The sequence below is a fragment of the Stenotrophomonas sp. STEN020 genome (genome assembly GCF_056760195.1).
Genome location: NZ_JBRREI010000026.1, coordinates 15,654 through 39,029, shown reverse-complemented (window position 1 = coordinate 39,029; position 23,376 = coordinate 15,654). Strand labels below are relative to the sequence as shown.

General features: G+C 63.3%; 22 protein-coding genes. 13 read left to right on the top strand and 9 right to left on the bottom strand.

Translation table 11 applies throughout. The features are described from left to right. The first annotated feature begins 24 nt into the window (after positions 1-24). Positions 25-822 carry a 3-hydroxybutyrate dehydrogenase gene (locus ACVOLZ_RS12425; RefSeq protein WP_481516414.1) on the top strand — a complete coding sequence of 266 codons (798 nt, stop codon included), beginning with the start codon at positions 25-27 and terminating at the stop codon, positions 820-822. A 111-nt stretch (positions 823-933) separates the two neighbouring features. Then, positions 934-1,596 carry a response regulator transcription factor gene (locus ACVOLZ_RS12420; RefSeq protein WP_481511517.1) on the top strand — a complete coding sequence of 221 codons (663 nt, stop codon included), beginning with the start codon at positions 934-936 and terminating at the stop codon, positions 1,594-1,596. A gap of 140 nt (positions 1,597-1,736) precedes the next feature. Here ACVOLZ_RS12420 and ACVOLZ_RS12415 read toward each other — a convergent pair whose 3' ends face one another. The 3 genes from ACVOLZ_RS12415 to ACVOLZ_RS12405 are packed head-to-tail and all read right to left on the bottom strand — an operon-like array spanning position 1,737 to position 3,450. Further along, positions 1,737-2,168, bottom strand: a complete 432-nt coding sequence (locus tag ACVOLZ_RS12415; protein WP_481516413.1) for a DUF6691 family protein — start codon at positions 2,166-2,168, stop codon at positions 1,737-1,739. Beyond that, entirely contained in the window at positions 2,165-2,578 is a 414-nt protein-coding gene (locus ACVOLZ_RS12410) for a YeeE/YedE family protein (RefSeq protein ID WP_481516412.1), read from the bottom strand. The genes ACVOLZ_RS12415 and ACVOLZ_RS12410 overlap by 4 nt, the downstream gene beginning before the upstream one ends. Continuing rightward, positions 2,575-3,450 carry an MBL fold metallo-hydrolase gene (locus tag ACVOLZ_RS12405; protein WP_481516411.1) on the bottom strand — a complete coding sequence of 292 codons (876 nt, stop codon included), beginning with the start codon at positions 3,448-3,450 and terminating at the stop codon, positions 2,575-2,577. The genes ACVOLZ_RS12410 and ACVOLZ_RS12405 overlap by 4 nt, the downstream gene beginning before the upstream one ends. Positions 3,451-3,546: 96 nt before the next feature. Between ACVOLZ_RS12405 and ACVOLZ_RS12400 the strand changes: the two genes are divergently transcribed. After that, positions 3,547-3,906, top strand: coding sequence for an ArsR/SmtB family transcription factor (locus ACVOLZ_RS12400; RefSeq protein ID WP_481516435.1), 360 nt, complete (start codon positions 3,547-3,549; stop codon positions 3,904-3,906). Between the two features lie 116 nt (positions 3,907-4,022). Here ACVOLZ_RS12400 and ACVOLZ_RS12395 read toward each other — a convergent pair whose 3' ends face one another. Beyond that, positions 4,023-7,379, bottom strand: a complete 3,357-nt coding sequence (locus ACVOLZ_RS12395; RefSeq protein WP_481516410.1) for a hybrid sensor histidine kinase/response regulator — start codon at positions 7,377-7,379, stop codon at positions 4,023-4,025. A 409-nt stretch (positions 7,380-7,788) separates the two neighbouring features. Continuing rightward, a complete protein-coding gene (locus ACVOLZ_RS12390; protein ID WP_481516409.1) occupies positions 7,789-10,029 on the bottom strand; it encodes a TonB-dependent receptor in 2,241 nt (746 codons plus the stop codon). A 161-nt stretch (positions 10,030-10,190) separates the two neighbouring features. On the opposite strand from ACVOLZ_RS12390, the gene ACVOLZ_RS12385 reads away from it, so the two are divergent. Further along, the gene (locus ACVOLZ_RS12385) at positions 10,191-11,597 is read left to right on the top strand and encodes a GntP family permease (RefSeq protein ID WP_481516408.1); all 1,407 of its coding nucleotides are present in this window, start codon (positions 10,191-10,193) and stop codon (positions 11,595-11,597) included. A 273-nt stretch (positions 11,598-11,870) separates the two neighbouring features. Here the strand turns inward: ACVOLZ_RS12385 and ACVOLZ_RS12380 are convergent, their stop codons facing one another. Beyond that, positions 11,871-12,203: a ComEA family DNA-binding protein gene (locus ACVOLZ_RS12380; protein WP_481516407.1), complete on the bottom strand. Its 333-nt coding sequence runs from the start codon at positions 12,201-12,203 to the stop codon at positions 11,871-11,873. A gap of 233 nt (positions 12,204-12,436) precedes the next feature. On the opposite strand from ACVOLZ_RS12380, the gene ACVOLZ_RS12375 reads away from it, so the two are divergent. From ACVOLZ_RS12375 to murU, 4 genes are all read left to right on the top strand, one after another. Then, positions 12,437-13,930 carry a M20 family metallopeptidase gene (locus ACVOLZ_RS12375; RefSeq protein ID WP_481516406.1) on the top strand — a complete coding sequence of 498 codons (1,494 nt, stop codon included), beginning with the start codon at positions 12,437-12,439 and terminating at the stop codon, positions 13,928-13,930. Between the two features lie 93 nt (positions 13,931-14,023). Continuing rightward, positions 14,024-14,296: a GlsB/YeaQ/YmgE family stress response membrane protein gene (locus ACVOLZ_RS12370; RefSeq protein ID WP_481516405.1), complete on the top strand. Its 273-nt coding sequence runs from the start codon at positions 14,024-14,026 to the stop codon at positions 14,294-14,296. 45 nt (positions 14,297-14,341) lie between these two features. Further along, positions 14,342-15,352 carry an aminoglycoside phosphotransferase family protein gene (locus tag ACVOLZ_RS12365; protein ID WP_481516404.1) on the top strand — a complete coding sequence of 337 codons (1,011 nt, stop codon included), beginning with the start codon at positions 14,342-14,344 and terminating at the stop codon, positions 15,350-15,352. Continuing rightward, positions 15,349-16,059 (top strand): N-acetylmuramate alpha-1-phosphate uridylyltransferase MurU, encoded by a 711-nt coding sequence (murU, locus tag ACVOLZ_RS12360; RefSeq protein WP_481516403.1) that lies wholly within the window; start codon positions 15,349-15,351, stop codon positions 16,057-16,059. The genes ACVOLZ_RS12365 and murU overlap by 4 nt, the downstream gene beginning before the upstream one ends. A gap of 274 nt (positions 16,060-16,333) precedes the next feature. On the opposite strand, the gene hda is transcribed toward murU, so the two are convergent. Genes hda through ACVOLZ_RS12345 form a run of 3 tightly spaced genes read right to left on the bottom strand, consistent with a single transcriptional unit; the run spans position 16,334 to position 19,340 of the window. After that, the gene (gene hda / locus ACVOLZ_RS12355; protein ID WP_481516402.1) at positions 16,334-17,035 is read right to left on the bottom strand and encodes a DnaA regulatory inactivator Hda; all 702 of its coding nucleotides are present in this window, start codon (positions 17,033-17,035) and stop codon (positions 16,334-16,336) included. Continuing rightward, positions 17,032-18,207 carry an AI-2E family transporter gene (locus ACVOLZ_RS12350; protein WP_481516401.1) on the bottom strand — a complete coding sequence of 392 codons (1,176 nt, stop codon included), beginning with the start codon at positions 18,205-18,207 and terminating at the stop codon, positions 17,032-17,034. The genes hda and ACVOLZ_RS12350 overlap by 4 nt, the downstream gene beginning before the upstream one ends. Beyond that, positions 18,204-19,340, bottom strand: coding sequence for a DUF2066 domain-containing protein (locus ACVOLZ_RS12345; RefSeq protein WP_481516400.1), 1,137 nt, complete (start codon positions 19,338-19,340; stop codon positions 18,204-18,206). Before ACVOLZ_RS12345 ends, ACVOLZ_RS12350 begins: the two co-directional genes overlap by 4 nt. 130 nt (positions 19,341-19,470) lie before the next feature. On the opposite strand from ACVOLZ_RS12345, the gene purM reads away from it, so the two are divergent. The 5 genes from purM (at position 19,471) to ACVOLZ_RS12320 (ending at position 23,317) form a co-directional block, all read left to right on the top strand. After that, the gene (gene purM, locus ACVOLZ_RS12340) at positions 19,471-20,496 is read left to right on the top strand and encodes a phosphoribosylformylglycinamidine cyclo-ligase (protein ID WP_481516434.1); all 1,026 of its coding nucleotides are present in this window, start codon (positions 19,471-19,473) and stop codon (positions 20,494-20,496) included. A gap of 12 nt (positions 20,497-20,508) precedes the next feature. Then, positions 20,509-21,117, top strand: coding sequence for a DUF2238 domain-containing protein (locus ACVOLZ_RS12335; protein WP_481516399.1), 609 nt, complete (start codon positions 20,509-20,511; stop codon positions 21,115-21,117). Then, entirely contained in the window at positions 21,114-21,773 is a 660-nt protein-coding gene (purN, locus tag ACVOLZ_RS12330) for a phosphoribosylglycinamide formyltransferase (RefSeq protein WP_481516398.1), read from the top strand. Before ACVOLZ_RS12335 ends, purN begins: the two co-directional genes overlap by 4 nt. Before the next feature lie 87 nt (positions 21,774-21,860). Next, on the top strand, positions 21,861-22,631 hold the full coding sequence (locus tag ACVOLZ_RS12325) for a DUF3108 domain-containing protein (RefSeq protein WP_481516397.1): 771 nt from the start codon (positions 21,861-21,863) through the stop codon (positions 22,629-22,631). Between the two features lie 2 nt (positions 22,632-22,633). Further along, a complete protein-coding gene (locus ACVOLZ_RS12320; RefSeq protein ID WP_481516396.1) occupies positions 22,634-23,317 on the top strand; it encodes a DUF3108 domain-containing protein in 684 nt (227 codons plus the stop codon). Positions 23,318-23,376: the final 59 nt, after the last annotated feature.

Genomic DNA, 23,376 nt, shown 5'->3' with positions numbered 1-23,376 from the left:
CCCCCATAGCAATCGGAGTCCCCCATGGACCGCTTCCTGCAAGGCCGCACCGCATTGGTGACCGGCAGCACCTCCGGCATCGGCCTGGCCATCGCCCAGGCCCTGGCCAGTGCCGGTGCACGCGTGGCCATCAACGGCCTTGGCAGCCCCGAACAGATCGAGGCGGCGCTGAAGAGCGTCACCGATACCGGCAGCGAGTCGCAGCACTTCGATGCCGACCTGCGCAAACCCGACCAGATCGCGCACATGCTTGAAGCCGTGCAGGCCTGGGGCAACATCGACATCCTGGTGAACTGCGCCGGCATCCAGCACGCCGCACCGTTGGCCGAGCAGCCGCCGCAGAAGTGGGATGACATCATCGCCATCAACCTCAGCGCCGCCTTCCACACCATGCAGCACGCGCTGCCGGGCATGGCCGAGCGCGGCTACGGCCGGGTGGTCAACATCGCCTCGGTGCACGGCTTGGTCGCCTCCAAGAACAAAGCCCCCTATGTGGCCAGCAAGTTCGGCATCGTCGGCCTGAGCAAGGTGGCCGCACTGGAATACGCCGCTGCCGGCAGCCGCGACAGCGGCGGCGTCACCGTCAATTGTGTCTGCCCCGGCTGGGTGGAAACCCCGCTGATCGAGCCGCAGATCCAGGCCCACCGCAACGGTGGCAGCCGCGATGACGGCGTGCGCGCCCTACTGGAAGAAAAGCAGCCCAGCCTGCGCATGTCGCTGCCGGAGGATATCGGCGCAATGGTGGTGTGGCTGTGCCGCCGCGAGTCGCACAACCTGACCGGCGCGGCAATGCCGATGGACGGTGGCTGGACCGCGCAGTAAGTCTGGAAATACAGGAGGAAGCGGGCAATGGCTGAAATCCACGGCATACTGCCCCGGGCACACGCTGCAGACGAGCGGGCGCCCGCTTCCTTCCATCCAGTTAGCACTGCCATGCCCAGCCTGTTGATTGCCGACGACCATCCCTTGTTCCGTGCCGCCCTGCGGCAGGCCGCCAGCGAGGCCGTCAGCGATCTATCGGTACGCGAAGCCGAATCATTGGAAGGCGTGCTGGCCGCATTGGATGCCGCGCCAGATACCGACCTGATCCTGCTCGACCTGCACATGCCAGGCAATCACGGGCTGGCCGGGCTGGCCGCGATCCGCGCCCAGCATCCGGGTGTGGCAGTGATTGTGGTCTCGGCCAACGATGACCCGCGCGTGGTGCGGCGTGCGCTCGACCATGGTGCTGCGGGTTATCTGCCCAAGAGTTCCGGCTTGAACGAGCTGCGCGAGGCGATCCGTAGCGTGATGGCCTGCGAGCAATGGCTACCGGCCTCGCTGCGCGCATCGGTGTCGCGTGCGCAATCGTCGACGCATGACAGCGAACTGGCCGCGCGGCTGGCGAGTCTGTCACCGCAGCAGTTCCGCGTACTGGCACTGGTCGCCGAAGGCCTGCTCAACAAGCAGATCGCCGACCGCCTGGATGTGCAGGAGCGCACGGTCAAGGCGCATCTGTCCGCCATCTTCGAGCGGCTGGGGGTGCGCAACCGCACCCAGGCCAGCGTGGTGCTGCGCGAACTGGAATTGAGTGACCCGGCGCGTCAGGCGCTGTGATCCAGGCTGAAGCCTTGTAGGAGCGGCGTAAGCCGCGAAGCTGGTAGACCTCCCAGCTTCAGCCAAACCAATCCCACGCATTCCTGACTGCATTTATTTCGGTATCGGAACCGATGCCAGCTTCGCGGCTCACGCCGCTCCTACAAGCTGGTGTTCCGACTTACCGCCTTGTGCAGCAACATACCAGCCACCATCGCCGGCACAAACCACAATGCCTCCGGTGACAACACACCCAGGCCAACCAGCGCCGGGCCCGGGCAATAGCCAGCCAATCCCCAGCCAATACCAAACAAAGCCGCACCGATCAGCAGCCGCCGATCAATGCTGTGCAGATCCGATATCTGGAAGCGCTCGGCAAACACCGGTGTCGGCCGCCGCAACACAAAGCGGAACAACAGCATGGTCGTCCCAACCGCGCCGCCCAGCACAAACAGCAGCGCCGGATTGAAGTCACCAAAGACGTCCAGGAAACCCAGGATGCGCTGCGGATCGGTCATGCCCGACACCGCCAGCCCCAGCCCGAACAGCGCGCCAGAAACCAGTGCAGCCAAGCTGATGCGCAAGGTGCTCATGCCACATGCCTCACGATGTAAGTGGTCACAATCGCGGTAGCCATGAAGGTCAGCATGGCGGCGAACGAACGCATCGACAACCGCCCCAAACCGCAAACACCATGACCGCTGGTGCAACCATTGCCCATGCGCGTACCGAAGCCCACCAGTAGGCCTGCAATCACCAGCAACAACGGTGAAAAGCCCTGTCTCGGCGAATAGGCCCCCGGCACCAGCCACAGATACGCAGCACCTGCGCCAATCAAACCAATCAGAAACGCGACACGCCAAGCGACTTCACCATTGCGTGGCATCAACACACCACCAAGAATGCCGCTGATACCAGCGATGCGACCGGTCAACCACAGCAGCAAAGTGGCAGCTATGCCGATCAGTACGCCGCCGGCCAACGCCATCATCCAAGTGTTCATTGCGCCTTTCCGATCTGATCCAGCGGCAGCCGCAGGTAGCGCACGCCGTTGGCATCCGGCTCGGGCAGACGGCCACCGCGGATGTTGACCTGTAGTGCGGGCAGGATCAGCTTCGGCACCGGCAGGGTTGCATCCCGCTGCTGGCGCATCTGTACGAACGTGGCCTCGTCGGTGCCGCCCTTCAGATGCACGTTGTTCTGCCGCTGCTCGTCAATCGTGGTCTGTGCCTGCGCCTCGCGCCGGTTGCCCGGGTAGTCATGGCATAGGCAGATGCGGGTATCGGGAGGCAACGACAGGATGCGCTGGATAGACGCATACAGACGATGCGCATCGCCGCCGGGGAAATCGCAGCGCGCGGTGCCGGTATCACTCGCGAATACCGTGTCGCCGACAAACGCGGCATCACCGATCACATAGGTCAGGCTGTCGTCTGTGTGCCCCGGCGTGGCGATCACCCGCGCGCTCAAGGCGCCAACGTTGAAGGTGTCGCCATCATCGAACAGCCGGTCGAACTGGCTGCCGTCAGCAATGAATTCATCGCCCAGCCCAAACACCGTCTTGAAGTGCTGCTGCACCTGTACGATGCCGCGACCGATGGCCACCGGCGCCTGCAGCTGATCGGCCAGATAGCCAGCGGCACTGAGATGATCCGCGTGGGCGTGGGTTTCCAGAATCCACGCCACCGTCAGCAGCTTGCTTCGCACGAACTCCAACAACGCATCGGCCGATGCGGTGCTGATACGCGCGCCAGCGGGTTCGTAATCCAACACCGGATCGATGATGACGGCCATGCCGCCGACCTGGTCATAGGCCACGTAACTGAAGGTGCCGGTGTCCTTGTCGTAGAACGGCTCGACCAAGGTTGATGACATCTGCGCCTGGCTCATGGGGTGCCTCGCTTTTAATTTAGCTTTTTCTAAATTAGGCTAGTACTTTCCAAAGCACAAGCCCGAACCACAACTCTCATGATGCGCGCTTCAGACATGGATATGGAGCAGATGCAGGTGCATGCCGAGCAGGCCGCGCAGCTGCTGAAGTCGCTGGCCCATCCGGCCCGCCTGCGCGTGCTGTGCCGCCTCGTGGAAGGTGAAGCCTCGGTAGGTGAGTTGCAGGCGCAGGTTGGCCTGTCGATGTCTGCGCTATCACAGCACCTGGCGGTGATGCGTGAAGCGGCGCTGGTCAGCACCCGTCGTGAAGCCCAGACCATCTATTACGCGCTCGCGGACAGCCCGGCATTGGGCGTGATGCACGCATTGCATGCGGCGTATTGCGGTGGTGCGGCGATTGGGGCGTCGGGATTGGGGATTGGCGAGAGCGCAAGCCGTTGAGATTTGTAGCTCGGGTAGGTGCAACGCACCCGGAGCTCTTTGCGGGAAGCCCGGGTGCGCGGTGCTTAGCCGGGCTGCGGACTCCAGCCGGCCACGCTGTCCCTATTCCCTATTCCCTATTCCCTATTCCCTATTCCCGGCCTCAAAGCATCCGCCGCCAACAGCCGATCCAGAATCGACTTCAGCGCCAGCGGTCGCACAGGCTTGTGCAGCAGGGTCAGCCCCTGCTCCAGCACTTCACGGCGCGTTGCCAGACTGTCATCTGCGCTGAGAATCAAAGTTGGCCTTGCACCAAAACGTTCGCCCAACCGCAACTGCAGTGCAGTGCCGGTGTCGCCGTCATCCAGGTTGTAATCAAACAACCACAAGCTCGCAGGTGCCTGCTGCAGTGCCGCCACCGCCTGCGCCTCACCTGAAGCCTCGGCCACGCTATAGCCCCAACCGCGCAACAGCCCGGCCAACCCCTGCAAGGCAGCAGGATCGTTGTCGACCACCAGCACAGGTACGCCCCCCGACGTTGCTGCACTGCGTACACGTGGCACATTCGCTATCTGCGGCGAGGCAACGCGCTGCAATGACACCGAGAACACGGTGCCCTGCCCCTTTTCACTACGCAGGCGCAGCGGTGCATGCAGCAAGCCAGCAATGCGATCGGCGATCGCCAGACCAAGGCCGAGCCCTTGCCCACTGCTGTCCTCACCACGCCGGAACTCCTCGAATATGCGCTGCTGTTCTTCCTTGGCAATGCCCGGACCGGTGTCGTGTACCTCAACGCGCAAGCGGTCAGCCTCGCGGCGCACGCCCAACAGCACGCCCCCCTGACTGGTATAGCGCACCGCATTGGCCAGGAAGTTCTGCAGCACACGCCGCAGCAGTTGCGGATCGCTGTTCACCCATGCACAAGTAGGTATGTAGTGAAACTCCAGCCCGCGCGCGGTTGCCAGTGCGCGGAATTCGGATACCAAAGGATCCAACACTTCGGCCAGCGGCAGATCACGCGGCTGCGGCACCAGCCCGCCGGCTTCCAGCCGCGACATATCGAACAAACCGGTCAATAGATCGGTAGTGGAATCCAAAGCGCCACGGATCTGCACCACCGCCTGTTGCTGCTGGCTGGACTCCACTTGTTGCGCCAGCGTATCGGTGAATAGATGTGCGGCATGCAATGGCTGCAGCAGGTCGTGACCCACCGCAGCAAGGAAGCGACTCTTGGCGTCATTGGCACGTTCGGCCTCACGCTTGGCAGATTCCAGCAATGCAGTGCGCTCGCCCACGCGCTGCTCCAGCGTCTCGTTGCTGCGCTTGAGTTCGCGCTCACTGCGGCGGAATTCGGTCACATCGGTAAAGGTGGCAACAAAGCCGCCGCCCGGCATCGGATTGCCGCGGATCTCGACAATGCTGCCATCCGGAAACACGCGCTCGGTCAGATGTGCCGTACCGGCACGCATGAAGGCCAAGCGCCGATCCACTGCGCGCTCGTCGCCGCCGCGTGCGGGCATCGCCTGCAGCGCCCAGCGGGTCAGGTCCATGATTGGCCGGCCCACCTGCAACAGCTCATCCGGGAAACCGAACATGCGCGCATACGGGCGATTCCACGCCACCAACCGTTGCTCGCGATCAATCACGCTGATGCCCTGGCTCATGTTCTGCAACGCAGCTTGCAATACCTGCTGACTGAAGCGCAGATCCTGCGAGGCTTCGCTGACGATGGCTGCGACTGTGGCAAGTTCGTTGCCTTCGCGCCGTGCGGCATCCAGCAATAGACGTGCGGACGCGGCACCGAGCACCGCCGACAACTCACGTTCGACGCTGGCCTCGATCGAAGCCGGCACCGCGCCGCTGCGTGGCGCGTCCGCCAACAACTGTTGCACGCGTTCGTCAGGCAGGAAGCGACGGCCGGCATTGCGCAAGGTATCGGCATCCAGATTGCGACTGATGCGGTCTGGCGTATCGCGACGCCATGCCATCGCCAGCAAGGTCACCGCCGTGCCGACAAACAGGCTCGCGCCGACCGCGCGTCCCAGCGGCGTCCAGCCGGTCAGACCAAACAGGCCTTGCGGGGCAAGCCACTGCCATCCGAACGGCCCTTGCAGCAACCAGGTCGGCGCGCGCCCACCACTTTCCAACAAGGAAGGCAGCAACAGCACCCAAGCCCATGTAGCGAAACTGGCAAGCACGCCGGCAATCGCAGCGCGCGGCGGTGTTTGCGGACGCCAGATGGCGAACGCCAGCACCGGCACCAGGGTGGCCATCGCCGAGAACGACACCGCGCCGATATCGGCCAGCACATTGCTGCCGCCAATCAAACGGCTGTACCCCCAGGCCAACAGCATGATCACGCAGATGCCGGCACGCCGCAGCCAAACCAGTTCACGGCGATGGTCGCCACCACCCGCACGCGCCCAGGCGCTGCGCACCAAGCCAGGCGCGAACCAATGGTTGCCGATCATGAGACTCAACGTCAGTGTACTGACCACCACCATGCCGGTGGCCGCACTCAGCCCGCCGAGGAAGGCGAACAGCGCGACGCCTTCATGGCCGGCCGAGAACGGAAGCGCCAAGGTGTACATATCCGAGGGAACGCTGTTGCCCAGCAGCGCCGTGCCAGCCCGTGCCAGTGGCAGAATCGGCAGTGCGATCAGCAGTAAGTAAAGCGGGAACAACCAGCGCGCGGTGCGCACGTCGGCCGGATCTCGACATTCCACCACGCCGATATGGAACTGATGCGGCAGCAGAAACATCGCCAGTCCACCGAGTATCACCAGCGGGATGAAGCCACCTTCTGGCGCGCTCACCGGCGTCACCGGTGCTGCGGGCAGGCCCTTCAAACCGAACCAGACGAACACACCCAGCGCCAGCATCGCGCCCAGCTTGAACACCGATTCGGCTGCCATTGCCAGCACCAGCCCGCGATTGTGCTCGGAGGCATCGGCGCGACGCGCACCGAACAGCATCGCGAACAAGGCCATCGCCAGTGCCACATACAAGGCACTGTCCTGCCAGATCGAACCGCTTTGCCCGGCTTCCACTGCTCGCGAGGTGATCATGCCGAAGCTCATCGCCACCGCTTTGAGTTGCAGCGCGATGTAGGGAATCAAACCGAGTACGGTCACCAACGTCACCGTTGCCGCCAACCATGCATCGCGACCGAGCCGCGCGGCGATCAAATCGGCGAGCGAAGTAGCATTGGTTTCGCGCGCCAACCGTACCAACCGCATCATCACGCCGATCGCCAGCGCATAGAAAAGGATCGCGCCGACAAAGGTCGGCGGCAGCGGCCAACCATGTCGTGCGGCCTGGGTAACGGTGCCGTAGAAGGTCCATGAGGTGCAGTGCACAGCCAGCGACAGTGCATAGATATGCCGCCAGTGGCGGGCGAATGCGGTTGGTCGGCGCTCGCCGTACAGGGCCACGCCGAACATCAAGGCCAACCAGGCCAGGCCCGCCAAGGCCACGGTTACCAGACTCAACATGGAATACGTTTCCGGGAAGCTGCTTGGCAGGATACGGAGTTAGGGAAGAAGGATGAAGCGGAGCAGGTTTGAAGCCCCTCTCCTCCGGGAGAGGGGTTGGGGTGAGGGCGCGGTTCGCCAGGAGTTTGCTTTTTAGCTTGTGTATCAAAAGCCAGAGCTTAGAAACCAAGAGCAAAGGCCCCCTCACCCCAACCCCTCTCCCGCTAGCGGGAGAGGGGCTTCAAGAAACTACAACAGCAACAGCAACAGCCAAAGCCAAAACCAAAGCAACAGCAACAGCACCGGCACCGGCACCGGCAACCGCCGCAGTTACATCCAGAGGACCAGCAACAAACAAAAAAACCCTCCCCCGCCAAGCGGGAAAGGGCTGTTTTGCGTTCCTGTCAGGTAGCCGTCACCGGCTCCATCATCAGAAGTTGTAACGCACCGACACATACCAGTTGCGCGGCAGACCGTAATACGCTGTCTGGATGTTGCCAACGCTGGCGAACTCCTGACCCTCGGTCTTGTACTCCTTGTTGGTCAGGTTGCGTACGCCTGCACGCACCTGCCAGGTCAGCTGCGACGAATCCCACACGCCGTAGGCGCCCAACAAGGTGTAAGCGTCCTGACTCAGCACCTTGCGGTTGTCCACCGACAACCAGGTGTCGCTGCGATACGACACGTCACCACCAAAGGTCAGGTTGCCGTTGTCACCCAGCGAGAACACATGCTGCAGGGCCACACGGGCGGTCACGTCCGGCGAGAACGGCACATGGTCGTGGTTAACGGTCGGGTCGTAGCCGGCGTAGGACGGATCAAGACGGAAATCCTCGAAACGGTCGTACTTGGCGTCCATCCAACCCAGCTGTGCACTCAAGGTGGTGGACTCTCCCAGCAGTGCACTGCCTTCCAGCTCGATGCCCTTGATATTGAGCTTGGCTGCGTTCAACACCGGGAAGGTGCCCACGTCCTGCGATACGCGTGCCTGGAAGTCACTGTAGTTGCTGTAGAACGCAGTGGCGGTACCGCGCAGGCGGTGATCGGCCGAACTGCCCTTCAGGCCCAGCTCGTAGGTCCACACGTATTCCGGATCGAACTTGGCGTGCTGGGTGTCATACACGGTGTTGGCGCGGCCGTTGAAGCCACCGGACTTGAAGCCACGGTTGGCCGACACATAGCCCATCAGGTTGTCACTGAATTCCTTCTGCAGGCTGATCGACGGCGTTACCGCAGTCCATGATGCCTTCGCGTCGAAGGCAACCGTGCCGTTCAAGCCAGCAAAGGGTGCGCCCCAGAAGGTGCTGGTGGAACGATCGTAGTCCTTCTTGTCCTTGGTCCAACGCACGCCGGCAGCGACGGTCCAGGTCGGCACGAATTCCCAGTTGACGTGCGCGAAAGCAGCAGTCGAAGTGGTGCTCAGGTCATCTTCGATGGTGCGCAGGAAAGGCACCTTGCCGCCCAGGAACGAGAACAGGTCATCGGCATAGGCTTCCTGGTACGACGGCACGTTCTCCTTCATGTAGTACGCACCAAAGGTGGCATGCAGATTGGAGCCGTTGTCGTAATGCAGCTGGAATTCCTGACTCTTCTGGTTCTGATCCAGCGCCACCAGCACGTCGCCCAGCTCGTACTCGGAGGCGTCGATATCGATGTAGGACTTGGTCTTGAGCTTGCGGTAGGAGCTGATGCTCTTCAGCGTGAACTGCTCGTTGATGTCCCAGCTCATCGACAGCGATGCACCGGAATGCTTCAGGTACTGGCCCTGACCATCCTTGAACGAGGTCTGCGCACGTCGGTTCCACTCGCCGGTTTCGCCCGGCTGCAGCACGATCACACCAGCCGGCGCCAGGCTGGTCTGGCGCAGGTCGGCCATCGGTCGACCCAGCGTCAGCGCGGCATCCTGCTTGGTGGTATCCAGCGACAGCACCGCGCTGAAGTTGTCGGTCGGCTGGAATGCCAGCTTTGCGCGCAGCGCTTCGGTGTCGTCGTCGTTGTAACGCTTGCCGGTAACCGCGTCCTTGACGTAGCCATCGTTGGTGATCTTGGCACCGGCGATGCTCGCAGCCAAGGTATCGCTCAGCTTACCCGAGACATAGAAGCGGCCTTCCAGGCGACCATAATCACCGGCAGTCACTTCAACCGCGCCGCCTTCATTGTCGAAGGGGTTCTTGGTGGTCAGCTTGATCGCACCGCCGGTGGAGTTCTTGCCGTACAGCGTGCCCTGCGGGCCGCGCAGCACTTCCAGCTGCTGGATGTCGAACAGCGAGAACAGCGCGCCATTGATGCGCGAGTAGTAGACGTCGTCCACATACATGCCCACGCCCGGGTCGAAGGTCTGCAGCGCGTCGGGCTGGCCGATGCCGCGGATGAATACGTTGACGCTGTTGGCCGAACCGCGGCCCTGGGCGATGTTCATGTTGGGCACGGCGCCCTGCAGGCCTTCCACGGTCGAGGCCTGCAGATCCTTGATCTGCTCCTCACCGAAGGCGCTGACCGCCACCGGCACGTCCTGGATGGATTCGCTGCGACGGCGTGCGGTCACGGTCACTTCGTCCAGCTGCGTCGCCTTGGTGCCGGCCGGCACCGCCTGCTGCTCCTGCGCCTGCACGAATGCGGCAGGTGCCAGCAGAATGCCACCGATGGCGATACTCAGATACTTGCGCTTCATTGGTCTCCCTCCTCCCGGGTATGACGTTGCGACACACGAATGTCGCCATGGAGCGCACGTTAATGGAGCGTTAGCCGGCCGCGTATAGTCCCTTCGTACAGTGGGCCGGGCTGGCCTTGATCCTGATACTCGCCGGCAATGTATTGGCCGGGGAGCTGTGAATGTCGTTTCTGATCGTATTGGCGGCCCTGTGCTTCCTGATGTTTGTCGCCTACCGCGGCTACAGCGTGATCCTGTTCGCGCCGGTGGCGGCGCTGGGTGCGGTACTGCTGACCGATCCCAGCCTGGTGCAGCCGATGTTCACCGGCTTGTTCATGGACAAGATGGTCGGCTTCCTCAAGCTGTATTTCCCGGTGTTCGTGCTGGGCGCGGTGTTCGGCAAGCTGATCGAGGTCTCGGGTTTCTCCAAGTCCATCGTCAGCGCCACCATCAAACTGGTCGGGGCCAAACGCGCGATGCTGTCCATTGTGCTGGTCTGCGCGCTGCTCACTTACGGCGGCGTGTCGCTGTTCGTTGTGGTGTTCGCGGTTTACCCATTCGCCGCCGAGCTGTTCCGTCAGAGCAACATCCCCAAGCGCCTGATCCCCGGCACCATTGCGCTGGGCGCTTTCACCTTCACCATGGACGCGCTACCCGGCACACCGCAGATCCAGAACATCATTCCATCAGCGTTCTTCGGCACCAACAGCTGGGCCGCACCGTGGCTGGGCGTGATCGGCACCGTGGTGATCCTGATCCTGGGCATGAGCTACCTGGAATGGCGCCGCCGCGTCGCGGTACGCAACGGCGAGGGCTATGCCGGCGCCAACGACGAGCTGCGCAATGAGCCAGAGCCCTTCCAGGGCCAGAACCTGGCCCATCCGCTGGTGGCAATCACCCCGCTGATCCTGGTCGGCGTGGCCAACTTCTTCCTGACCCGCTGGATTCCCGGCTTCTATGGCGAGACCCAGTCCTTCATCCCGGCGGTGATCGGCAACCCTGCACCGGTGGTGCAGGAAGTCTCCAAGCTGGGCGCAATCTGGGCCGTGCAGGGCGCGTTGTTGCTGGGCATCCTCAGCGTCATCGCCTTTGCCTGGAAGCCGGTGGTGGCCTCGTTTGCCGAGGGGACCAAGTCGGCCATCGGCGGCGCCATGCTGGCGTCAATGAACACCGCCTCCGAATACGGCTTCGGCGCAGTCATTGCCGCCCTGCCCGGCTTCCTGGTGGTGGCCAATGCACTTGGTTCAATCCCGAATCCGCTGGTCAATGAAGCGGTCTCGGTCACCGCCATGGCCGGCATCACCGGCTCGGCATCGGGCGGCATGAGCATCGCGCTGGCAGCAATGGCCGATAGCTTCATCGCCAACGCACAGGCCGCCGGTATTCCGATGGAAGTGCTGCACCGCGTGGCGGCAATGGCCTCCGGCGGCATGGACACCTTGCCGCATAACGGCGCGGTGATCACCGTGCTGGCCGTCACCGGGCTCACCCACCGCCAGTCCTACAAGGACATCTTCGCCATCACCATCATCAAGACCTTGGCGGTGTTCGCGATCATCGGCGTGTATTACGCGACCGGGCTGGTTTGAGTTCCCGCGCCCCGGCCAGCGCCGGGGCGGCGCTTGGCAACACGCAGGTTGCCGGGCGGCCCTGGCGCTAAATGCACAGAAACAAACAAGGCCCGGGAGGACCCGGGCCTTGTTCTTTGGAGCAGAGACAGAAAAATCGCCCGGCTGCACGTCACTGTGCAACACCGGACGACCTCACATCCTTGTTGGCTTCCTGCCAGCCCCCAGCATCCTGCCCTTCTCGGGTTCCTGGTGATCCGCCATCCTGGCGGGTCACTATTCGATTCCTTCCGCTCAGCGCCTCTCAACCGGCTGCGCAGCTACCGTCCCGGTAGCGTTCTTGGCGGGGGCAGTTCCAGCCCTCGCTTCGATCAGGTCACGATTCCGTTCGACCGTCTTCAATCCGATTCCTTTCACCAGCGCCAGTTCCTCGACACTTTTGAAGGGCCCGTTGGCCTGTCTGTGTTCGATGATCGCCTGCGCCTTGGAAGGGCCTACGTTCACCAACACCTGATTCAGCTCCGCCGCGGAGGCGGTATTGATATCGACCTTGTCCTTGGCATGCGCCGTAAGAGTCAACATCAATGCGAGAATCAGAGACTGTAGCGTTACGGTAAAAAGCTTCATCGCTGTACTCCTTGTGGCTTGTTGGCTGATTGGCTGGCTATCCCGCCGGTCGAATCAGTGTCCCGCGCCACATGAACCTAGAATATCCGGAGCAGGTCGGGCGGACAGCCAGCCAACCACCCGGGCCCTTGTAGGAAAAGTCCTACAAAATTCATTGATGAAACCGTCGCAAGCCCCCTGAACAAGGGAGCGGCGTAGAATGGTTGCACCTGACATTGCTACCGGAGATCCAGATGGACAGCGCCAAGATCGGCCAATTTCTCAGCGACAAGTGGGACAACGACATCGTCCCGCAATTGGTCGATTACATCCGTATCCCCAACAAGTCGCCGATGTTCGACGCCAACTGGGTCGCCAACGGCTACATGGAACAGGCCGTAACCCTGATGGAGAGCTGGGCCAAGGCGCAGACCATCCCCGGCCTGCAGGTCGAGGTGGTTCGTCTGGAAGGCCGCACCCCGCTGCTGTTCCTGGAAATCCCGGCCACCGGCCCGGAAACCGGCGACGACACCGTGCTGCTCTATGGCCACCTGGACAAGCAGCCGGAAATGACCGGTTGGGACGACGACCTGGGCCCGTGGATTCCGGTGCTGCGCGGCGACAAGCTGTACGGTCGTGGCGGCGCCGATGACGGCTATGCCATCTTCGGCTCGCTGGCCGCCGTGCTGGCGCTGCAGGAACAAGGCCTGCCGCATGCCCGCTGCGTGATCCTGATCGAAGCCTGCGAAGAATCCGGCTCCTACGATCTGCCGGCCTATGTCGACCATCTGGCCGAGCGCATCGGCCAGCCGTCGCTGGTGGTGTGCCTGGATTCGGGTTGCGCCAACTACGACCAGCTGTGGTGCACAACCTCGCTGCGCGGCCTGACCGGTGGCAACTTCACCGTCAAGGTGCTCAACGAAGGCGTGCACTCCGGCGATGCCTCCGGCGTGGTGCCGTCCAGCTTCCGCCTGCTGCGTCAGCTGTTGTCGCGTATCGAGGACGAAAACACCGGCCGCATCCTGCTGGAAGGCCTGCACACCGAAATCCCGGCCGAGCGTCTGGAGCAGGCCAAGCGTGCTGCCGACGTGGTCGATACCGCCATCTTCGACAAGTTCCCGCTGGTCGACGGTCTCAAGCCGATGAGCGATGAGCTGACCGAGCTGGTCCTCAACCGCACCTGGCGACCGGCGTTGTCGGTCACCGGCATCGGCGGCATGCCGCCGCTGGAATCGGCCGGCAACGTGCTGCGTCCGGAAACCTCGGTGAAGCTCTCGCTGCGTCTGCCGCCGACCGCCAATGGCAAGGCCTGCGGCGAGCTGCTGAAGGAAGCCCTGCTGCGTGATCCGCCGAACGGCGCCCACGTCAGCCTGGACCTGGAAAAGGCCTCCACCGGCTGGAACGCGCCGGCGATGGCGTCGTGGCTGGAGCAGTCCATCGACGCCGCCAGCCAGGCCTTCTTTGGCAAGCCGGCGATGTACATGGGCGAAGGCGGCTCGATCCCGTTCATGGGCATGCTGGGCGAGAAGTTCCCGGGTGCGCAGTTCATGATCACCGGCGTGCTCGGCCCGCATTCCAATGCACATGGTCCGAACGAGTTCCTGCACATCCCGATGGGCAAGCGCGTCACCTCCTGCGTGTCCAAGGTGCTGTTCGACCACCACGCCGCCAGCCTGCGTGGCGAGACCAGCGGTTCGCCGGTTGCCGCCGACAGCGGCACCCGTCACGGCGGCCATGGCTGCTGCTGATCGGTCCGACGCTTTTGGTCGGATGTTGATGGTTTGATGACGAACGCAGCCTGGCCTTGCTAGGCTGCGTTTTTCTTTGGCACGGACAAGAACATGAGCGGACTGTTTGGCAGCGACAGCTGGCTGTACATCATCCTGATCGGCTTCTTCGTAGGCCTGTTGGGTCGCTTCTTCATGCCAGGCAACAACCGCATGGGCTGTCTGTTGACCATCGTGCTCGGCGTGGCCGGTGCAGTGTTTGCTGGCTGGTTCGGCCGTGAGATGGGCTGGTATTCGGCAGGACAACCGGCCGGCTTCGTTGGCTCCATCATCGGTGCGATCGCCCTGCTCGGCCTGTTGCGCCTGATCAGCGGCGGCAAGCGCTGACTCCATCCAACGGCGCCTGCGGGCGCCGCTTCACTTGTAGTGTCCATGAACGATCCTGCTTCCGATCCGCTGCGCACCGAACAACGCCTGCAGTGGGCCGCCGCCGCACTTGGCGACCCTGCCACCACTCTCGAACGCGCATCGGTCGATGCTGGTTTTCGCAGCTATTGGCGCAGCACCAGCGCGCGCGGCAGCCACATCGTGATGGACTCGCCGCCCGCGTTGGAAGATGTGCGCCCGTGGCTGCGCATGCACGACCTGCTTGAATCCAACGACGTTCGCGTACCGCAGGTGCTGGCGCGTGATGTCGACAACGGCTTCCTGCTGTTGGAAGACCTGGGCGGACCAACCCTGGCCCGCTTCATCAACGACGACAATGCCGACGCCTGGTTCGATGCCACCTTCGCGCAACTGATCCGCCTGCAGTCGATTCCGGTGCCCGAAGGCATGGGCGCGTTTGGCGAGGCGTTGCTGCAGCGTGATGCAGGCCTGTTCGAAGAATGGTTCGTGCAACGCCACCTTGGCCTCAGCCTGGATTGCGGCGAAAGCGAGCAGCTGCAGCTGGTGCAACGGCGTCTGATGGACAACGCCTTGAACCAACCACAGGTACTTACGCATCGCGATTTCATGCCGCGCAACCTGATGCCGGTTGATGGCGGCCCGGCGGTGCTGGATTTCCAGGACCTGGTCAGCGGGCCGATTGCCTATGATCCGGCCAGCCTGTTCAAGGACGCCTTCCTGAGCTGGCCGCTGGAAAAAGTGGACGCCTGGCTTGCGCGTTATCACGCCAAGGCGCTGGCCGCTGGCCTGCCGGTACGGCCATGGCCGCAGTTCCTGCGCGATGCCGACTGGATGGGCGTGCAGCGCCATCTGAAAATCCTCGGCATCTTCGTGCGCCTGCGTGATCGCGACGGCAAGGGCCATTACTTCCAAGACGCGCCACGCTTCATCCGTTACCTGGATGAAGTGCTGCCGCGCTATCCGGAGCTGGCGCCGCTGCAGGAACTGTTCGAACGTCGATTCAAACCGGCGATGGCTGCAAAGGCGGCCGCATGAAGGCCCTGATCTTCGCCGCCGGGCTGGGCGAGCGCATGCGCCCACTTACCGACCACATACCCAAGCCGCTGTTGGCCGTGGCCAGTGTGCCACTGATCGAATGGCATCTGCAGCGACTGGCTGCGTTTGGCATCCGCGATGTGGTGATCAACACCAGTTGGTTGGCCACGCAGTTCCCGGAAAAACTCGGCGATGGCAGTCGCTGGAACCTGCGCCTGCACTATCTCTACGAAGGCCCGGTGCCGCTGGAAACCGGCGGCGGCATGCACAACGCGCTGCCACTGCTCGGCGATGCGCCGTTCCTGGCGGTCAATGGCGATATCTGGAGCGATTTTGATTTCGCTGCCTTGCCGCAGGAACCGAAGGGCAGCGCGCATCTGGTCATGGTCGACAATCCAGTGCAGCACCCGCGCGGTGATTTCATTTTGGATGCCGATGGCCTGCTGCACGACAACGGCGAACAAGCGCGACTGACCTTTGCTGGCATCGGCGTGTATCGACCGCAGCTGCTGCAGGACTGGCAGGCAGTGATTGGCAATGCAGATGGCAGCGCGGAAACACCACCGCGCTTCAAACTTGCGCCCTTGCTGCGCGCGGCGATGGCCAGCAACAGCATCAGCGGCCAGCATCACCAAGGCCGCTGGACCGACGTAGGCACCCCCGAGCGCTTGCAGCAGCTTGAAGCCGAACTTGTAGGAGCGGCGTAAGCCGCGAAGCAACTGAAGCTTCAAATGCAAGGATGCCTGCAATTGCAGGCATTTTTGTTTGCGGGTGCTGTACCGGCTTCGCGGCTCACGCAGCTCCTACAAAAACCCCTGGCTGATGCATCGTTTGTGGGAGCGGCGTAAACCGCGAAGCCACCGAAGATTCAGATACAAAGATGCCTGCAATTGCAGGCATCTCTTTTGCCGATGCTGTATCTGCTTCGCGGTTTACACCGCTCCCACAAACCCAGAATCCCTGAATTCAACGCCCCGGCTATCAACCCGGTCCGTTCTCCAGCACCCGTTTCAAAAACGGCACAGTGATCCTCCGCTTTGCCGCAAGCGATTCGCGATCCAGTCGCTCCAGCAAGGTCACCAGCCCGCTCAGATCGCGGCCGGTGCGGGTCAGCAACCAATCCAGCGTCGCCTCATCCATCACCAATCCACGCCGCACCGAGCGCTCACGCAGCACTGCACCGCGCCCTTCGGCATCCAGCGGCTCCAGGGTGATGCGGCTGCACTGCGACAGCCGCGAGCGAAGATCCGGCAGCACCAGCCCCAGACCATCAGGCGGTAGGCGCGAGGTATAGATCACGGTCACGTCAGCAGCACGTGCACGGTTGTGGAACTCGAACAGGGTCACTTCCTGCTCGCGCCGGCCGGCTACGTATTCCAGCCCGTCCAGCGCCAGCACATCGTGCCCTTCCAGCGCTTCCAATGCGTCCTGCAGGCGCGTACCTGCCGCCTGCAATGGCAGGTAAGCGGGTCGGCGCCCGGCCTGCAACGCGGCAGCACAGGTGGCCAAGGCCAGATGCGTCTTGCCGGTGGCACCGGCGCCAACCAGATAGATCCAATCCTGGCTGCTGCCATTGGCAACGGCACGCAACTGCGGCAGCGCACCTTCCGGCGCACCGATGAACGTTTCAAAGCGCTGGTCTGGCGGGTAACGCAAGGCCAGCGGTAACTGCGGCACACTCACTTAGGTTCTACATCCTTCGACACGATGCTCAGATCCGCCGGCACTTGAATGCTGCGCGGGTCCAACACAATCGTCGGCCCGTGGCCGGCATACAACTCACTTTGGCGATAACGCTGGTGCGCATAGCGCAACAGCACGTTGATCACCGCCGCCGCTGGCAAGGCCAACAGCATTCCCAAAAAACCAAACAACTGGCCACCGGCCATCACTGCAAAAATAACCGCGACCGGGTGCAGGCCAATTTTGTCACCGACGATGCGCGGCGTCAGCACATAGCTTTCCAGCAACTGGCCGACAGTGAAGACAACACCCACCAGCACCAGCAACTGCAGGTCCACGCCCTGCGATTGCACCAGTGCCGCAAGCACCGCCATCACCACGCCGGTGGTCGCCCCCAGATAGGGGATGAAGCTGATCAAGCCAGCAACCAAGCCAATCAACAGGCCCAGGTTCAAACCCACCAGCGTCAAGCCGGCTGCATACACCACACCCAATGCGATCATCACCACGATCTGGCCACGGATGAAGGCACCCAGCACGTCGTTGGACTCCCGCGCCAAGCGCGTCACCACCTCGATATGGTTGCGCGGGATCATCGACGCAACCCGCTCGACCAGCTTGTCCCAGTCGCGCAGGAAGTAATAGGCCAGGATCGGCAGCAAGGCCAGGTTGATTACCCAGGCCACCATCGCAAAACCCGAGCGCGACACGTAGCCAAAGAACGTGGTCGCAACGCCGCCGGCCTGCTGCCAATGACTACGTACCCACTCAAACAGACGACCGGGGTCGAGCCAGGCCATGATTTCCAGGCCGGTCTTCTGCTCGATCCACGGAATCGCAGTGTTCATCAGCCATTCCTGCCCTTGGGGCAAGGCGGCAACCAGCGTAATGATCTGGCGTTGGATCAAGGGCACCAGGATCAGCAGCGCCAAGGCCAGCAGCAGGATCATCAACACGAACACCAGCACCACCGCGGTGTTGCGCGAGCGGCCCCGGGCTTCCAGCCGGTCCACCAGCGGATCGCCCAACCAGGCCAGCATCAACGCGACCACGAACGGGGTCAGCACCGGTGCCAGCAGCCACATCACCCACAGCCCGAAGGCGCTCAACACCACCCACTTGAGGCGGCGCAGGAACAGCGCGATTTCCATTTCCGCTGTATCAGTACTCATCGAATGCGGTACTCCGCGCGGCGGCTGCCGCTGTTCTGATCCGTTGATGCATCCGCATCACCATCGTCCACCGCGCCCACCGGCTGCAAGGCGGCATCGCGCCCCAGCATGCGGTTGAAGCCGGGCAGACCGCTCATCAGTTCGACATCCAGCTCCAGCCGGTCACCCGAGGCCTGGATTGGGGTGATCCCCTTCACCACCGCCACGCTCTGCAAGGTAGCCGCCAGGCGCAGATAGTCATCCGCGCTGCGGATTCCGCTGACCACGATCCGGTAGGTGCCCGGGGCACCACCGACCGGTGCCTTGGCATAGCGCCGCACCAGCGCATCGGCGGCGCCATCTGCACCGGCCATCATTGCCCGTCGCGCATCGGCGTCGTTGGTGGTCCACTTGGACAGCTCACGGCCATTGTCGACAAACACCCAGTCAGCAACCCAGCCACCGCCCTTGCCGCGGTACAACTTGCCGATCAGCTGCATCGGCGGCGAATAGCGCGATGAGGCCCGCGCTACCGCAGCAGTGTCCTGCCGCCAGATCGCGCCGACCAAGGCCTGCTCAGCCGCGCCGCCGGCCGGCAGACCCAGCTTGAAGCCGCGTTCAACCGCCCGATCCAGCAACGGCCGCGCCGCATTGGACTGCGGCACACCGACCAGACGCGGACCACTGCCATCGTCGATCGCCAGCCACACCACCGGCTTCGGGCGCGGCTGCGGCCACACCGGCAAGCCCAGCGCCGCCACCAGCCCGTCGACGTCATCCTGGCGGAAACGTGCCACCAGCATGGTGCGGAAGCTGGGTGCACCGCTGGCGCTGACGCTCTGATCCTGCCGGTAGTCGTAACTCTCGACCATGTCCTTGGCGCTGCGCAGGGCCTGCGCCACGCCCGGCCGCGCCAGCGCGCTGCGGTCGCCAGACAGCTTGGCCAGCACCGCGCCCAGCGCGCGCGCCAGCCCGCCGTTGCGATCGGCCTCGCTTTGGCTGTTGACCGGCACCTCGGCCTCATAGGCACTGCTGGCGCCGGCCACGTCCCCTTCGGTACGCATGCCGGACGACTGTGCCTGCACCAGTGAAACAGGCAGGCAGAGCGCCAGAAACAGGATTGTGACCAGGCTGCGGCGCATTGAAATTTCCATTGCTCGACGATTCCGGAGGGAATTGTTGCCCGAATGGGGCCTTCACGCCAACGTGGCCTGTTAAAATCGACCGTTCACCCCGCCAGTGCAGCCGCCAGTGACCAGCCCCTCGACCTCTGCCAATTCCCCCCTGACCTACCGTGACGCCGGTGTCGACATCGACGCGGGCAACGAACTGGTCGAGCGTATCAAGCCGCTGGTAAAGCGCAGCTTCCGCCCGGAGGTGATGGGCGGACTGGGCGGCTTTGGTGCCCTGTTCGACCTCTCCAACAAGTACCGCGAGCCGGTACTGGTGTCCGGCACCGACGGCGTTGGTACCAAACTGAAGCTGGCACAACAGCTCGGCCGTCACGACACGATCGGCATCGATCTGGTCGCCATGTGCGTCAACGACGTACTGGTACAGGGCGCTGAGCCCCTGTTCTTCCTGGATTATTTCGCCACCGGCAAGCTCGATATCGACACCGCTGCGGCCGTGGTCGGCGGCATTGCCAATGGCTGCACCGAGGCCGGTTGTGCGCTGATCGGCGGCGAAACCGCCGAAATGCCCGACATGTACGCCCCGGGCGAATACGACCTGGCCGGCTTCACCGTCGCTGGCGTCGAAAAGAGTGAACTGAAGGACGGCTCGGCCGTCGCCCTCGGCGACGTGCTGATCGGCATTGCCTCCTCCGGGCCGCACTCCAACGGTTACTCGCTGGTGCGCCGCATTTATGAACGTGCAGGCAGCCCGGCCGATCTGGTGCTGGAAGACGGCGTGAAGCTGGTCGATGCGCTGATGGCGCCGACCCGCCTGTACGTCAAGCCGATTCTGTCGCTGCTCAAGACCCATGGCGCAGCCGTGCACGGCATGGCCCACGTCACCGGCGGCGGCCTGACCGAGAACATCATCCGCGTGGTGCCCGAAGGCCTGGGCCTGACCATCGACGCCAGCAGCTGGACGCTGCCGCCGGTGTTCCAGTGGCTGCAGCGCGAAGGCAATGTGGCCAACAGCGAGATGTGGCGCACCTTCAACTGCGGCATCGGTTTCGTGCTGCTGGTGCCGGCCGATCAGGTCGCTGCCATCAACGCCACGCTGGAGTCGCTGCAGCTGGCACATTGGCAGATCGGTGAAGTGGTGGCTGAAAACGGCGCCGAACGCGTCCGCATCGGCTGAGCCAACGCCTACATGACAGCCGCCAAGAAGGCCGCCTTCATCGGCGTGCTTGTTGTATTCGCGCTTACCTGGATCAAACCGCTATGGCCTGTGGAACAGGCCCTGCACAGCTCGCTGACCGTGCTCGGCGTGCTGGCACTGTGGTGGGTGGATCGCCGCTGGCCTCTGGGCAGCGGCGCATTCGCGGCGATCTGCGGCTTCATCATCCTGCACAGCATCGGTGCGCGCTGGCTGTACTCCAACATTCCCTATGACCAATGGGCGCAGGCCCTGTTTGGCTGGTCGCCGAATGCCGCGTTCGGCTGGGAACGCAATCACTTCGATCGTCTGATCCACCTGCTGTACGGCATCTGCTTCACCCCGGCACTGACCCAGCTTGCCCGCCATGGCTGGCCGGCGCTGCGCCTGGGCCAGGCGTTCACGCTGGCGGTGATGACCATCATGTGTACCAGCCTGGCCTACGAATGGCTGGAATGGGGCATCGCCCTGGCGCTGTCACCTGAGGCGGCCGAGGCTTACAACGGCCAGCAGGGCGACATCTGGGACGCGCATGCCGACATGCTGCTGGCCACCCTTGGCAGTCTGGCGCTATGGCCGCTGCTGCGGAAATCCCGCGCATGAGCCCCCTGCCCCGTCTCGCCGTGCTTGCCTCAGGGCGCGGCAGCAACCTGCAATGCCTGCAGGACGCGATTGCCGCAGGCCAGCTGGATGCGCAGATCGTCGGTGTGTTCTCCGACAAGCCAGGCGCCGCCGCACTGGAAAAAGTGGCTCCCGCGCAGCGCTGGGCGCGCTCACCCAGGGATTTCGCCGAGCGCGAGGCGTTCGACAGCGCGTTGGCCGACGCGGTGGCCGCAAGCCAGCCGGACTGGATCATCTGCGCCGGCTATATGCGCATCCTCGGTGCCGCCTTCGTACAGCGCTTCAGCGGCCGCCTGGTGAACATTCACCCCTCGCTGCTGCCACTGCACAAAGGCCTGCACACCCATGCACGCGCCATCGAGGCCGGCGATGCCGAGCACGGTGCCAGCGTGCACTTCGTCGTGCCTGAACTGGATGCCGGCGCGGTGATCGCCCAGGCCCGGGTTCCGGTACTGGCTGGCGACAGTGCCGAATCGCTGGCCAAACGCGTGCTGGCAGTCGAACATCCGCTGCTGCTGGCCAGCGTACAGTTGCTGGTCGCCGGCCAACTTGCTGAACGCGATGGCGTGGTCCACTGCGACGGTCAGTCTGTGTTTAGTCCGTTGCGCCTAGATTCCGCCGGAACCCTCCGCCGCTGACCCGCACAGGCTGCTGATGTGTGGTTTGGCAAGATCCTCCCTTTCTTCTGCCCTCGTCCTCACATGGCCATAGCGCTTTTCAAACCAATGGCTTTGACCGCCCTGCTGGTATCAGCGGTCAGCCACGCCCAGGAAACGCCCGCAGCTGCGGCCACACCGGAACAGGCACCGGTTACGCTGGCACCACCGGCGCTGGAGTGGACTCCGCCGGCACTGGAACCTTTCGTCGCCACCTACCAGGCCCTGTACAAGGGCAAGGAAGCCGGCGATGCCACCATGCGCGTGGTCCACAACAGCGACACGCAGTGGCGGGTGGACATGGCGGTGCGCGGCAAGCGCGGCTTTGCCAGCGTGCTCGGGCTGAACATCGAACAGAGCAACGTGTTCAACAACGAAGGCAGCGTCTACACGCCGTTGAGCCAGAGCACGGTCAAAAAGGCACTGTTCATGAGCAAGAAGGTCACCGGCGTCTATAACTGGCAGGCCGGTACCGCGCAGTGGCACGGTGACCTGAAGGAAGAACGGCAGCGGCCCATTCCACTGCAGCGTGGTGACCAGAGCGCCTTGGTGCTCAACCTGTCGCTGATGCGCGATGCACGACCGGGACAGGCGCTGCAATACCGTTACGTCGATGTCGGCCGGGTGCGCCAGTACGAGTACCGCGCTGCCGACACCACCGAAAACGTGCAGGTTGGTGATCTCAGCTATGACGCCTTGCGGGTGTACCGCACCAACGGCGGCAATGATGAAACCATCCTGTGGATCGCCAACGGCGTACCCACCCCGGTGCGCATCCTGCAACGCAAAGATGGGCAGGACGAGATCGACCTGCGCCTGATCGAATACCAAGGAGCCTGAGCATGAAGCTTTCCCACCGCCCCCTGCGTTACCTCGCTGCCGCCGCACTGGTCGCAGCCAGCCTGCCGGCATTGGCATTCGAGCCGTTCACCGCCAATTACCAGGCCAGCTACATGGGCATGCAGGCCAATGGCGTGATGTCGGTAACTCCTGCCGGCAACAACCAGTGGCGCTACAGCCTGCAGATCAAGAACCCGATGGCGGAACTGAGCCAGGCCACCGTGTTCGACGAACAGGGCGGCAAACTGCGCCCGCTCAGCAGCCATGATCGCTCGGTGGTGCTGATCAAGCGCAAGCAGGTGGATGCACGCTATGACTGGACCAGCGGCCAAGCCACCTGGACCGGCGATGTGAAGCCCGAGCGCAGTGGCCCGATCCGCCTGCAGAGCGGCGACATGGATGCACTGCTGATCAACCTGGCCATCGCCCGCGATGTCACCGCTGGCAAGCCACTGACCTATCGCATGGTTGACGATGGCCGCATCAAGCCCATGACCTACCGGGTGATCGGCAAGGAAAACCTGACCATCGCCGGCAAGCAACAGGAAGCCACCAAGGTTTCGCGCGTGGATGGCAACAAGGAACAGATCGCCTGGATCGTCCCCGGCATGCCGGTACCGGCACGCCTGCTGCAGCGCGAGAACGGCCAGGACGCACTGGACCTGACCATCCGTTCAATCAACTGACCCTCTCCCCCACCCCGACGCGCCCGGCCTGATGCCGGGCGTTTTCATGGATGAGCCAC